At 44.9% G+C, this 13385-nt stretch carries 10 protein-coding genes; 9 read left to right on the forward strand and 1 reads right to left on the reverse strand.

The window, feature by feature from the left end; genetic code table 11:
• Nucleotides 1-49: 49 nt before the first annotated feature.
• From ABR189_RS01650 to ABR189_RS01665, 4 genes are all read left to right on the forward strand, one after another.
• Entirely contained in the window at nucleotides 50-199 is a 150-nt protein-coding gene (locus ABR189_RS01650) for a hypothetical protein (protein ID WP_354658696.1), read from the forward strand.
• Nucleotides 200-234: 35 nt separating this feature from the next.
• On the forward strand, nucleotides 235-948 hold the full coding sequence (locus ABR189_RS01655; RefSeq protein WP_354658697.1) for a response regulator transcription factor: 714 nt from the start codon (nucleotides 235-237) through the stop codon (nucleotides 946-948).
• A 192-nt stretch (nucleotides 949-1140) separates the two neighbouring features.
• Nucleotides 1141-2811 (forward strand): sodium/sugar symporter, encoded by a 1671-nt coding sequence (locus ABR189_RS01660; RefSeq protein WP_354658698.1) that lies wholly within the window; start codon nucleotides 1141-1143, stop codon nucleotides 2809-2811.
• 114 nt (nucleotides 2812-2925) lie between these two features.
• Nucleotides 2926-4641 (forward strand): IlvD/Edd family dehydratase, encoded by a 1716-nt coding sequence (locus ABR189_RS01665; RefSeq protein WP_354658699.1) that lies wholly within the window; start codon nucleotides 2926-2928, stop codon nucleotides 4639-4641.
• A 7-nt stretch (nucleotides 4642-4648) separates the two neighbouring features.
• Here ABR189_RS01665 and ABR189_RS01670 read toward each other — a convergent pair whose 3' ends face one another.
• Entirely contained in the window at nucleotides 4649-5530 is an 882-nt protein-coding gene (locus ABR189_RS01670) for an AraC family transcriptional regulator (protein ID WP_354658700.1), read from the reverse strand.
• A gap of 244 nt (nucleotides 5531-5774) precedes the next feature.
• Between ABR189_RS01670 and ABR189_RS01675 the strand changes: the two genes are divergently transcribed.
• From ABR189_RS01675 to ABR189_RS01695, 5 genes are all read left to right on the forward strand, one after another.
• Nucleotides 5775-6530: an SDR family NAD(P)-dependent oxidoreductase gene (locus ABR189_RS01675; protein ID WP_354658701.1), complete on the forward strand. Its 756-nt coding sequence runs from the start codon at nucleotides 5775-5777 to the stop codon at nucleotides 6528-6530.
• Between the two features lie 19 nt (nucleotides 6531-6549).
• Nucleotides 6550-7320: an SDR family NAD(P)-dependent oxidoreductase gene (locus tag ABR189_RS01680; protein ID WP_354658702.1), complete on the forward strand. Its 771-nt coding sequence runs from the start codon at nucleotides 6550-6552 to the stop codon at nucleotides 7318-7320.
• 101 nt (nucleotides 7321-7421) lie between these two features.
• Nucleotides 7422-10598, forward strand: coding sequence for a SusC/RagA family TonB-linked outer membrane protein (locus tag ABR189_RS01685; protein ID WP_354658703.1), 3177 nt, complete (start codon nucleotides 7422-7424; stop codon nucleotides 10596-10598).
• 21 nt (nucleotides 10599-10619) lie between these two features.
• Nucleotides 10620-12305, forward strand: a complete 1686-nt coding sequence (locus ABR189_RS01690; protein WP_354658704.1) for a RagB/SusD family nutrient uptake outer membrane protein — start codon at nucleotides 10620-10622, stop codon at nucleotides 12303-12305.
• Between the two features lie 28 nt (nucleotides 12306-12333).
• Nucleotides 12334-13383, forward strand: a complete 1050-nt coding sequence (locus tag ABR189_RS01695) for a DUF5013 domain-containing protein (RefSeq protein ID WP_354658705.1) — start codon at nucleotides 12334-12336, stop codon at nucleotides 13381-13383.
• The last annotated feature ends 2 nt before the right edge of the window (nucleotides 13384-13385 follow it).

A 13385-nucleotide genomic window follows, 5' to 3' on the forward strand; every position in this document is an offset into this window, starting at 1 on the left:
GGCATATGCTCCCGTGAAGTGGGTTTCTTTGTCATATCAAATCTGCGGTATGAAAAAGAAACTGTTTTTTATTGGCATTATGATTCCCCTGTTAGTAGCTACCCAACCTGATATATCTGTGCTGTTCGTGGTAACAGGTGTATATGTTTTATTGCAACGTAAGTGGTGTATTCAGTTAAAGATCAGTTCCGGCAAGTGAAATGTAATTTATTGATCAGTAAAACACAGTTATACATGGAGCCTGTTGCAATGAAAAAAGACAAAGTACTTTTAGTGGAGGATGACTATTTTTTTTCCAAAACAGTGAAATGTTTTTTGGAAAGAGTAGATAGATTTGAGGTACACCTGGCAGCAGATGGTCAAAGTGCCTGGGAGCTTTTCAAGCAGGAACAATTTGACATTTGCCTGCTGGACGTTGTGATGCCAAAGATGGATGGATTTTCCTTAAGTGTGTTAATCAGAGAGGTAAACCAGGATGTACCTATTATTTTTATCAGTTCCAGGTACCTGGAGTCCGACCGGATAATGGGGTTTAAGCAGGGAGGAGATGATTACCTGGTAAAGCCATTTAGTTTTGAGGAGTTGCGGCTGAGGATGAATATTTTTCTTAAACGTTCTAAAGGCCAACAGTTTGATATTTCCACCACTTATAAGTTCAGGGATTATACGCTGGATATGAAATGGTTTACGATCACGCAGGGAGAGCATATAGAAACCATATTCCCCAAAGAAGCCAGGTTATTGCAACTGCTGGCCGAAAACAAGAACAGGCTGATCAGCAGGGAGGACATCCTGGTAACAGTATGGGGTGCTGCTGATTTTTTTTCGGGACGTTCATTGGATGTGTATATATCCCGGCTTCGCAAGCGTTTTAGCAAAGACAAGCATGTGCTTATCGAAGCAAAACGTAATAAAGGATACATCTTGCAGATTGTGGATGGCATTTAATAATCTTATCTCACCTGTAAGTATAGCGATAGTGTAAATATTGTACCACAAAAGGCAAATAATCTATTTCCTTCCTGTTCCCCCTTATAATATCTTAGTACATGATATCGTAGGCATCCTGCACAGATAATTCCACGTGATCCGGCGCCTTACAGATATGCAACAGTATTAGTTATTATAAATTTTCAGGTAATGCAGGTGCTTGCTAGGCAGGATTATATCGTTTTTCTGATTTATTTTTTGATTGTCGCTTTATATGGCTGGTGGGTATACCGGAGAAAGCAGTCGGCCGCCACGGGAGTAAAGGATTATTTTTTAGCAGAAGGGTCGCTTACCTGGTGGGCTATTGGCGCCTCTTTGATTGCTTCCAATATTTCTGCGGAGCAATTTATCGGTATGAGTGGTTCCGGCTTTAAAATGGGGCTGGCCATTGCTTCTTATGAATGGATGTCGGCGCTTACCCTGATAGTGGTTGCTGTATTTTTTATCCCGGTGTATCTTAAAAACAAGATTTATACCATGCCGCAGTTTCTCAGCAGGCGGTATAATGATACGGTGAGTATGATCATGGCGGTGTTCTGGTTGTTGCTGTATGTAGTAGTAAACCTCACTTCTATTCTGTACCTGGGAGCGTTGGCCATCAACAGTATTTCAGGGATCAACCTGCACCAGTGTATGCTGGGGCTGGCCTTCTTTGCTATCGTAATCGCCCTGGGAGGCATGAAGGTAATCGGGTATACGGATGTGATACAGGTCTTTTTCCTGATGCTGGGAGGGTTGGTTACCACTTACCTGGCATTGAGTCTGGTAGCAGAACAGGAAGGAGGAAGTGGTGTGTTCCAGGGATTTACCATGATGACAACGAAAGCGGGCGATCATTTCCACATGATATTTGATAAGGATAATCCCAACTATATGGACCTGCCAGGGTTAAGTGTATTGCTGGGAGGGCTTTGGATTGCCAATCTGAATTACTGGGGCTGTAATCAGTATATTACCCAGCGGGCGTTGGGCGCAGATCTGCGTACTGCCCGCAATGGGATTTTATTTGCAGCGTTTTTAAAACTGCTAATGCCGCTTATTGTGGTATTGCCAGGTATTGCCGCGTATGTATTGTATAACCAGGATGTATTTCAGACGCAAATGATGCAGGGAGGGGAAGTAAACCCGGACAGGGCATACCCGGTATTGCTGAACCTGCTGCCTACGGGTTTAAAAGGGTTGTCTTTTGCCGCATTAACAGCAGCGGTAGTAGCCTCTCTGGCAGGTAAAATCAATAGTATTGCTACAATATTTACTCTGGATATTTATAAAAAAGTGATGCGGCCGGATGCTACAGAAAAGCATATGGTATGGATAGGGAAACTCACTGTAGTAGCAGGTATGTTGATCGCGGTAGTCATTGCACCACATCTGGGCATTGACAAAAAAGGAGGATTCCAGTACATACAGGAATATACGGGCTTTGTATCACCGGGTATTTTTGCTATGTTCATACTCGGATTCTTCTGGAAGAAAACGACGGCCAACGCTGCTTTGTTTGCCACCATTGGAGGGTTTATATTATCCGTGTGTTTAAAGTTCTTGCCGCTGGTGGTAAACCTGTCATTCCTGGCACCGTTGGGCTTTTCGAAAGACGTAGGCGGAGGAGTTTATGAGATTCCTTTCCTGGATAGAATGGCGATTGTTTTTTTACTTTGTGTGGGGGTGATGTATATCATGAGTGTAAGGGCGCATCGCCGGGGTGAGCAGCCACAGGGATTGGAGGTAGACAAGCGTATGTTCCGCCCTACGCCTGGTTTTATAGCAGGCTCGCTGATCATCTGTGGCATACTGGTAGCCCTTTATACGGTTTTCTGGTAAGCTGCTTTTAGCCATATGTTGTGAGGAACAGGTAAATATTGTATTGTCATTCACCAATAACAGTTTAAAAGGAAGCAGGAAGTTTTTCAACACTGCAATAATTTATCATATAAGATGGAAGCAAATAAACAGAGAAGTCAAAACTGGTTTGGACGGGAGGGAAAAGATGGATTTATATACCGCGCCTGGATGAAAAATCAAGGTGTTCCCCCTCACCAGTTTCAGGGCAAACCCGTGATTGGCATTTGTAATACCTGGTCGGAGTTAACACCATGTAATGCACATTTCCGGGAGCTGGCCGTAGCTGTAAAGAATGGGATCTATGAAGCCGGAGGATATCCGGTAGAGTTTCCGGTAATGTCATTGGGAGAAACACTGATGAAACCCACCGCGATGTTGTACCGTAATCTGGTGAGCATGGATGTGGAGGAGTCTATCAGGGCTAATCCGATGGATGGTGTGGTATTACTCTGTGGTTGTGATAAAACCACTCCGGCCCTGGTGATGGGGGCCAGCAGTGTGAACCTACCTACGATTGTCGTATCCGGAGGGCCGATGCTTACGGGTAAGCACAAGGGCAGGGATATTGGCACCTCTGATATATGGCGTTTCAGTGAGCAGCACCGGGCCGGGAAGATGACACAGGAGGAAATGCTGATGGCAGAAGCAGGAATGTGCCGGAGCAGCGGGCATTGCGCTGTGATGGGAACTGCTTCCACGATGGCTTCCATGGTAGAATCATTGGGCTTGTCGCTGCCCGAAAATGCAGCTATTCCGGCAGCAGATGCCCGCAGGAAAGTATTGGCGCATTTGTCCGGTATGCGTATTGTTGAAATGGTAAAAGAAAACAGGAAGTTATCAGATATTCTCACCAAAGAAGCATTTGAAAATGCTATTATGGCGAATGCTGCTATAGGAGGCTCTACCAATTTTGTGATACACCTGCTGGCCATTGCCGGGAGGATAGGTGTAAAGCTCAGTATGGAAGATTTTGAACGTGTAGCAGCAAAGATTCCTTTGCTGGTAAACCTGCAGCCTTCAGGAAAATATTTCATGGAAGACCTCTATTATGCTGGCGGGATCCCCGCTGTATTAAAAGAGCTGAAAGGGGTATTGAACAACGACTGTCTGACGGTAAACGGAAAGACGGTGCAGGAGAATTACGAGCAGCGGGAGTGTTATAACCGGGAGGTGATTGCCACAATAGATAAACCTTTTAACCAGATATCCGGTGTAATTGTATTAAAGGGCAATTTATGCGAGCATGGCGCTGTGATAAAACCATCAGCCGCCACGCCGGCATTACTGCAGCATGAAGGTCGTGCAGTAGTATTTGAAAATATTGAGGATTACAAGCACCGCATTGATGATCCGGCGTTGGACGTAGATGAAAATAGTGTATTAGTATTGAAGAATGTAGGGCCTAAAGGATATCCTGGTATGCCGGAAGTAGGTAATATGGGCATCCCTACCAAACTGCTGGAAAAAGGGGTGACGGATATGGTACGTATCTCTGATGGCAGAATGAGCGGCACCGGTTTTGGTACCGTGGTATTGCATGTATCGCCGGAGGCTGCCGTAGGCGGTACTTTGGGGATTGTGGAAAGCGGAGATGTGATTGTCCTGGATGTAGCTAACAGGAAACTGGAACTGAAGGTTTCTGATGAGGAGATCCAGCAGCGGAAAGCTAAATGGAAAAGCACGGTGAATATAGTAGAGCGCGGCTATGTGCATTTGTATCAGCAGCATGTACAGCAGGCACATCTGGGAGCCGACTTTGATTTCCTGAATGGTTGTTCAGGCGGGGATGTGGTAAGGGATTCGCATTAAAGCGTGTTTATTCCAAGAGGTCGGCTTCTTTAGGAGCATGGGCGCTGCGATATTCAAAAGGCGTTTGGCCCATGATCTTTTTGAACTGCCGGTTAAAGTAAGAGATATTTCCAAAGCCACATTCGAAGCATACATTGGCAATACTCATGTCTTGTTCCAATAGCAGGCGGGTAGAGTGGGTGATACGAACATGATTGACAAACTGGGAGAATGTTTTCTCCGTACGCCGTTTAAAGTACCGGCAAAAAGCCGCTTCGCTCAGGCAAGCCAGCGAAGCGGCATCTTTACTGCTGACTTCTTCTTTGAAATTCTCGATCACATATTTGAAAACCGCCTCCAGCTTATTCGTATTACTATCTTTGGAAAAGAGTTTAGGAATGGTTTTATTGATAAAGGTGATCTCTTCTTTCTTCAGTCCTGATAAATGATTCAGTAATTGCAATAGCAGGATCAACGTTTGTAATCCTTTACTGCCGGTAATCTGATAAAAGAAAGAACGGATCAGGTCATTCGCCTGCAGCTGTATGCCACGGTCCGCCTTACTCAGCAGTTCCCATACTTTGGCCAGTTCGCCTTTGGAGAAAAACTCTCTCCCCAAAAAGTCTTCCTTGAAAAAGATAACGATGGCATGCGCAATTTCGCCGGATTTGATAAAGGATTGTTCATTGTAAAAGCAGTGGGCAAAACCTGGTCCGAAAAGATATACTTCCCCATCATTAAAGTTTAATACTTTATTGCCCGCATAGAGTTTTCCATAGCTTTTGGCAATCAGGATCAGTTCATAAGAATCATGAAAATGAAAAGGAGAAGTAAAATGAGGCTGGTAGTATTCTTTTACTACAAAACTCATGTTATCTGTCGCGGCCTGGTGTTGAAAGATGCTTTTCATGTAAGCAATATAATGAGCTAATTACAATAAATGCGCATAATTTGTTTGTAATGTAAATATTGTACAACAATTGGCAAATAGGATATTTCTAAACTGCGTACAGGTAAGCTATTTTAGCATTGGGAATTAATTGGGGAATTTCACGTTATAAATGGCAGCATAATGACTGCCGGAGAAAAAAGATCTATTAGAAACCTGCCGTTGGCAATGGATATGCGGTCAGGCAAATGCAAAAAAATATATTATGAACAACAGGTTTGAAAACCAGGTAGCCGTTATCACCGGCGGCGCTGATGGGTTAGGAAAAGGTATTGCCCGACGGATTGCAGCGGAAGGAGGTAAGGTTATTTTATTGGATATAAATGCCGGTTTGCTGGAGCGCACCGTACAGGAAATGAAGAATGCCGGATTGGATGTAGCAGGTTATCCGGCGGATATTTCGCAGGAAGCGGCCGTAAAACAGGTATTTGAACAAATCGGGAATACCTATGGTAAAATAGATATCATGGTCAATGCCGCAGGTATAGTAGGACCTACCAATACGAAGATTACGGATTATCCTGTAGCCGAATATGATAAGATATATGGGATTAACCTGAGAGGCGCCTTCCTGGTTACCAAGCATGCTATTGCTATTATGGAGCAGAAAGGTTATGGCCGTATTTTGCTGATTGCTTCCATTGCAGGTAAAGAAGGGAATCCTTTTATGGCCGGATATTCTTCCATGAAAGCAGGCGTAATAGGCCTGGTAAAAGGTATTGGTAAAGAGTATGCAGAAACAGGGATTACGGTAAATGGTCTGGCGCCCGCTGTAATCAAAACAGCGATGAATGATAATACAGCCCCGGAGCAGCTGGCTTATATGACCAGTAAAATTCCTATGAAAAGATTAGGTACGGTAGAAGAGGTAGCCGCTATTTCCACCTGGATTGTATCCGGAGAAGCCAGCTTCACCACCGGTTTTGTTTTTGACCTCTCAGGCGGAAGAGCCACTTATTAAGTTTATAAAGATCATGATAATGGGAAATGTTTCCGCATCACAAAAGAATGTAATTGTTTTAGGGGGCTCATCCGGTATCGGAAAGGCTACGGCACAAAGATTTGCAAAGGAAGGCTGGAGAGTATTAATTGGTTCTTCTGATCTTAATAATGGCAGGAAAGTGCTGGCCACGCTGTGTGGGGAAGGTCATGAGGCATTTGAGGTAGACGTTCGCAGCCTGGAAGCGATCAGGCGTTTCCGGGAGCAGGTGGCAGCTGCGTATACTACTTTTGATGTGCTCGTAAATAGTGTGGGCGTATCAGAGGGTGCGGAAGTATTGAATAGCGATTTTAAACAATGGGACAATACGTTGCAGGTGATGTTGTATGGTACGGTAAACAGTTGCCGGGAGCTGGTGCCTTTGATGCCCGATGGTGGCAGGATCATACATATTACATCGATACACCACAACCGGGTAGAGAAAGGCAGTTCGGCGTATGGAATGGCTAAAGCAGCTATCACGCAATTCACCCGTTCGCTGGCGATGGAGCTGGCACCCAGAAATATTCTGGCCAATACCATCGCACCCGGTTTTATTAATACGCCTATGTCTGTAAAAGCAGATGGCAGGAATGAACTGGATACTACCTGGTTTAAAGATAACTATATAAAATACAATCATCTTCCCTTAAAACGATCAGGAGAACCGGAAGAGGTAGCCGGAGTAGTATATTTCCTGGCTGGCGCAGATGCCAGTTATATGACAGGTTCAGTAATTACAGTGGACGGAGGACTGACAATTACTTTTTAGTAAAGTCCTATATCAACATAAAATCAATATTTCAGCATAACATGCCTGCTTTTGCAGGTAATGTTCGGGTCATTTATTTTTAATTTTTTCAATTCCAGGTTATGAAAACGATCTCGCGTAAAAAATGCCGCGGCATGATGCGCTATGGGCAACTTTTTTTCAGAAAGGCGCTGGATAGCAAGCATGCCCGTATGCTTATCTGCTTTTCTTTTTTCTTAGTACTGTCTTCCGCATTATTTGCACAAACAGGTAAAACCGTTACTGGGGTAGTAACCGATGAAAAAGGCACTCCCGTACCAGGTGTTACCGTAAAAGTGAAGAACACAGCCACCGGTGTGGTAACAGATGGGAGCGGTAAGTATACCATCTCATTAACAGGGGCGGATCCGGTATTGGTATTTACCAACATTGGGTTTACCATGCAGGAGATCACTATAGGCGACCGCCGTGTGGTGAATGTAGTATTAAAGAATCTTGCCACAGACCTCGGACAGGTAGTGGTAGTAGCTTATGGTACACAAAAGAAAACCTCTACTACTGCATCGGTCAGCAGTTTAAAAGTAGATGAAGTAAAAAATGCACCGGTAGGTAATATCACTAACTCTATTGCCGGACGTGTATCTGGTGTGATCACGGCACAGAACAGCGGAGAGCCGGGACGTGATGGCTCGGAGGTGCATATACGTGGTGTAGGAACAAATGGGAACAGCGCACCATTGTATGTAGTAGATGGTGTGGTACGTGATTTTTCTAAATTGGACCCCAATGCCATTGAGTCGATTACAGTATTGAAGGATGCTGCAGCAGTAGCTCCTTATGGTATGGCAGGTGCCAATGGGGTGGTACTGGTTACTACCAAAAAGGGGAAGACGGGTAAGCCTACCTTATCTTATAATGGTTTTGTAGCTATACAAAATCCGACGGTGATTGTAGATATGCTTAACGCATACGACTATGTGCGGTTGCGCAATATTGCAGATGTCAACGCCGGACAGGCACCTCCTTTTTCAAACGAACAGGTGGCAGGGTATAAAAAGTCATCAGAAGGGGCACCTGATGCCGACTATGACAAGTATCCCAATACCAATACCATGGATGCTATCCGTAACCGTAATACACCGATTACTTCTCATAATGTTTCTGTTTCAGGCGGTTCGCAGGGTGTTACCTATTATGTAGGCCTGGGATACCTTTACCAGGGCGGTATGTGGTCTACCACCAATGCCAGCCGCTATAATCTGGTAGCCAATATCGAAGCCAAACCTACCAATACGACTACTATCGGATTGTCATTAAACGGATTTAATAATGTGATCAAACGCCCTGGCGCAGATCCTAATGCCATATTTAACAATGCACAGGCCTGGAGTCCCATCAATGCCTTAAAATATTCTAATGGATTGCTGGCCAACAATAATGGAAAGCCTTCCATTTTACCCTTGCTGTCAACCGGTGCCCGTACCAGTGATGAAACCAAAGTAAATGCTACTTTATCCATCAAACAGGAATTACCTGTGAAAGGCCTGGATGCAAGGTTTGCCATCAGTTATGATCCTACTACTTATTTTCAGAAGAACTGGAATCAGCCAGGACCTTCTACCTACAATATTAATACAACCGTAACACCTTACGAGTATACAGAAGTGCCCAATGCAGGGAAGGCTTCCCTGTCGCAGTCTAATGAGCGCTGGAAAGAATTTACCTATCAGGGCTTTTTGAATTACCAGCGTACGTTTGGCAAACATGACATTTCCGGTTTGCTGGTAATGGAGGTGCGGAATACAAAGTATGATCGTTTTTCTGCCAGCAGATCCAATTATGAACTGAATATTGATGAACTGGACCTGGGTAGTTCTGATCCGGAGCATATGGGTAATGGCGGAGGTTCCAGCACTACCAGCCAGGTAGGGTATATCTACCGTGCAACGTATGCCTATTCAGGTAAATATATGGTAGAAGCATCCGGCCGTTATGACGGGCATTATTACTTTGCCCCTGGTAAAAAGTATGGATTTTTCCCTGCCTTCTCCTTAGGATGGCGGTTATCTGAAGAAGATTTTATCAAACAAAATCTTACCTGGGTAGATAATCTGAAAGTAAGAGGTTCGTGGGGTAAATCCGGTAACCTGGCAGGAGGCCCCTTTCAGTATTCCAGTGCGATGGGCGTATATGGCGGAGCCTATGTAATTAACGGTGCAGTGTTGCAGGGAGCTTTCGAAAGGCTGGAAAGCAATCCGAACATCACCTGGGAAGTAGCCACTAAAACAAACGTAGGTGTAGAGTTCACGGTGTTGAAGGGATTGCTGGGACTGGAAGCAGATTACTTTTCAGAACAGCGTAACAATATGCTGGTATCACCCGGCAATGTGGTGCCTACTGAATACGGAATCGGCCTGGCGCAGGAAAACGCGGGTATTATGAAGAACCATGGTGTAGATCTGGCCCTTCGCAGTTATCACACCTTTGGAAATGGCATCCGGCTGGATATCGGCGCTACCTTTACCTACGCGAAGAACAAGGTGGTAGAAACATTTGAGAATCCGGTAACCCGTGATAATGTAAACCGTTCCCGTACAGGAAGAGCATTAAATTCCCAGTTTGGATTAAAAGCATTGCGTTTATACCAGACAAGTGACTTTGATGAAAACAATCAGCTGAAAGGATTGCCGCAGCCTACTTTTGGAGCAGTAGCACCGGGAGATATTATGTATGCTGACATTAACGGCGACGGCAAAATTGATGGTAACGATGAAACCTACATTGGTTACTCCATATTACCGCAGGTAATTTATGGATTGAATCCACGTATTTCCTACAAAAATTTTGATCTCACTTTTTTAATACAGGGAGCTACGCAGTCGAACGTGCCTATGTTCCGGGGAGAGCTGGTATGGCCTTTCTTCACTGGCGCTAATGCCACGCAGGCAGTTGCCAATGATTTCTGGACACCGGAAAACCCCAATGCAAGATATCCCCGGCTTTTTGGTCAGGGAGGCAATGCCAACAATCAGCAAATGTCTTCCTGGTGGTTGTATGATGGATCATATATCAGGCTGAAGCATGCAGAGCTGGGATATTCCCTGCCTGCCTCCGTGTTGCAGACATTGAAGATGCAACAGGTACGTTTTTATCTGTCGGGCCAAAACCTGCTTTCCTGGAGTAAGCTCAGTGACTTCATTGATCCTGAAATGGGACAAGGTGGCCAGAGTGAACATACCAGGGGCTGGTATTATCCTCAGCAACAGGTGTTCTCTGCCGGTTTAAATGTTACATTCTGAAACCATTAAAAAGAAATGCAAATGATTACTATAAAAAGCTGCAGCCGTTACATGATGTTGGTGCTGCTCACGTGTATACTGTTTGCCTGTAAAAAAGAGTTTCTGGAGATCACGCCCAAAGATCAACTTTCGGCGGAGTCTATTTTTAAGGATGAGTCCGGAGGCGACCTCTTTATGAATGATATCTATAATGGATTACCGGACGCAGATGCAGGCAGTTATAACTATGATCCATTGGAGAACTATGGAGATAATTCTGTAAGCGGGTTCCAGTGGGCCATGTCGTGGCAGTTATCGATTGCCCGTAACTATGGCGCCAGCAGTCTTAATCCTGGTTTGTATAATCATGATTATCCCGCTATGCCTTTTATGTACAATCACATGTATGTACGTATCAGAAAGTGTAATCTGTTTATACAGCAGGTAGAAAAGAATGCCGCTAATTATCCGGAAGACTGGCAGAAAAGACGTATCGCAGAAGCACGTTTTCTGCGTGCTTACTATTATCACCTGGCCTGGATGGCATATGGCGGAGTACCGATCATTACGGAACCATTGAACCGGACCACACAAGGAGAGGATATCTTTCAGCCCCGTAGCACTGCTGCGGAAACCTATCAGTTCCTGGTAGATGAGCTGGCAGCTGCAGCTACAGACCTGCCCAGTGAACTGGGAGGAGGCCGGGCTACAAAGGGCGCAGCACTCACTTTGAAGGGCTGGGTGGAGTTGTTTGCAGGTAAGTATGAAGCAGCCGCAGCAACCAATGAAAAGATCATTGATGAAATGGGCAATGGTAACCCTTACCGCTTATTTGCCGACTATAATGCGCAGTTCCTGGCAGAGAATAATAATAAGGAAGAAGCCATTTTTTCCTATCAGCATGTATTGCCTCTCCGGGCCTCTTCCAAATCTACTTACTTCGGTCCTAAAGGTGAATACGGCGGATGGGGGCAGATGCAGCCTACACAGGGATTAGTAGATGCTTATGCAATGGCTAATGGGCTGGCGATCACCGATCAGGGGTCCGGATATAATGAAGCGAAGCCTTATGAAAACAGGGAACCACGTTTTTATCAGTCTATCCTGTATCATGGTGCTACGTTTGCCGGTAAAAAATTTGATATGAAGAAGGGCGGCGAGTTTGCGCTGAACCCTGGTGCAGAAAATAATACCGGTTATTTCCGGAGGAAGGGAATTGATGAGCGATTAAAAGGACAAACCAATCTGGACGGCGCCAATTATGTATTCTTCCGTTATGCAGAAGTACTGCTGAATTTTGCAGAAGCCAGCATTGAGCTGGGACAGACCGGACAGAAAGTAATCAACGCTATTAACCAGGTAAGGCAGCGGAGTGGCTTACCTACTATTGCAGATACCTATCACCGCACCTTGAATCAGCAGGAGCTGAAAGCATTGGTACGCCGTGAAAGGAGAGTAGAGCTGGCGTTTGAGAATAAAAGATACTGGGATCTGATCCGTTGGAGAACAGCTGAAACTGTGTTGAATCAACCGGTTTACGGTGTGGAAATTACAGAACAGGGAGGGGCATTGAATTACAATACCAAAGTACTGGTACATACCAAACAGTTTGCAGCGAGGAATTACCTGTTCCCGATATTCCAGGGCTGGATAGATGCCAATCCGGCTATAAAGGCGCAGAATGGCGGGCCAGATGGCTGGAGCAACGGGCAGAACCCAGGTTATTAATATTTCTCAATGATCAATCTTATTGAAGATGAAACAATATTTCAGCAATATCGTCACTGGTATTATTATTCTATTGACTGCAGGCATGACCGCCTGCAAAAAAATGCCGGAATCGCCGGATGGCACCGCGAATATCTACCTTACCGCAGCTACGGCCACTACTTACCTGGTGCCAGGCAGCAGCAAGAATTATATAGCAGAGAAGAGCACTAAACAATTGCGTATACCGGTATATCTTTCCCGTTCAGGGCTACAACCACAAAGTGGTTATACCGTAACCGTTACTGCCGATGATACCACTGCACAAAAACTGATAGATAAAGGAACAGTAAACACAGACAAGGGGTTGGTAGCTCCGGCAGGTGTATATACTATACCGCCAACATTTACAGCCGGAGGAGAAAAGGCAGGCTTTGAAGTGGTATTTGATGCTAATAAGCTGGAGCCTTATCTGGGAAAACTCCTGGTGCTGTCTGTCAGGATTAGTAACCCTTCCCAATATATAATCAATGAAAAATTGTCTACATTAAACATTGTGGTAGATGTAGATCTGGTATTACTGGGCGCTAAAACAGATGTTACGGCACAGTATATCAAAAATGCAGGCAATCCTTTTACCCGTTCGGATAATAATACCGGGCGCCGGGGACTACTGGCGGTATGGACAACCAGCAACAGTGTCAAGAATTTTGAGGGAGGTACACTGGGAGGTTTTGATGACTATGGTGGCGGTGGTTTTATGGGGATGGAGCGTTATGGTTCTCCCGCTATTCCTAATGGTAAAATATACCAGACCGTTACATTGCCTGCTGCCCGGTACGTATTTACCGCAGAATTTGAAAGTTTTGGCGTGAACGATGTAGCTTATTTAGCAGCAGCTGCAGCTAACACTTTGCCGGATGTAGCTGATATCTCGGGAGCATTGGGACATACCCCCTTTGCAGCCCCTTCCTTATCATTCACTGTGGATAAGGAGCAAGCTGTTTCGGTGGGGATTGTAGCTAACCTGATACAGGATTTTCAATGGTTCAGATTACGTTATGTGAAATTGTATCAGTATAAGAATATTTTCGATTGATG

The organism is Chitinophaga sp. H8 (genome assembly GCF_040567655.1).
GTDB classification, from domain to species: Bacteria; Bacteroidota; Bacteroidia; order Chitinophagales; family Chitinophagaceae; genus Chitinophaga; species Chitinophaga defluvii.

Bases quoted from the DNA above. Each gene is read 5' to 3' on its own strand.
- ABR189_RS01685 (WP_354658703.1), top strand. From the start codon at position 7,422: ATGAAAACGATCTCGCGTAAAAAATGCCGCGGCATGATGCGCTATGGG.
- ABR189_RS01675 (WP_354658701.1), top strand. From the start codon at position 5,775: ATGAACAACAGGTTTGAAAACCAGGTAGCCGTTATCACCGGCGGCGCT.
- ABR189_RS01665 (WP_354658699.1), top strand. From the start codon at position 2,926: ATGGAAGCAAATAAACAGAGAAGTCAAAACTGGTTTGGACGGGAGGGA.
- ABR189_RS01680 (WP_354658702.1), top strand. From the start codon at position 6,550: ATGGGAAATGTTTCCGCATCACAAAAGAATGTAATTGTTTTAGGGGGC.
- ABR189_RS01690 (WP_354658704.1), top strand. From the start codon at position 10,620: ATGATTACTATAAAAAGCTGCAGCCGTTACATGATGTTGGTGCTGCTC.
- ABR189_RS01660 (WP_354658698.1), top strand. From the start codon at position 1,141: ATGCAGGTGCTTGCTAGGCAGGATTATATCGTTTTTCTGATTTATTTT.
- ABR189_RS01650 (WP_354658696.1), top strand. From the start codon at position 50: ATGAAAAAGAAACTGTTTTTTATTGGCATTATGATTCCCCTGTTAGTA.
- ABR189_RS01695 (WP_354658705.1), top strand. From the start codon at position 12,334: ATGAAACAATATTTCAGCAATATCGTCACTGGTATTATTATTCTATTG.
- ABR189_RS01670 (WP_354658700.1), bottom strand. From the start codon at position 5,530: ATGAAAAGCATCTTTCAACACCAGGCCGCGACAGATAACATGAGTTTT.
- ABR189_RS01655 (WP_354658697.1), top strand. From the start codon at position 235: ATGGAGCCTGTTGCAATGAAAAAAGACAAAGTACTTTTAGTGGAGGAT.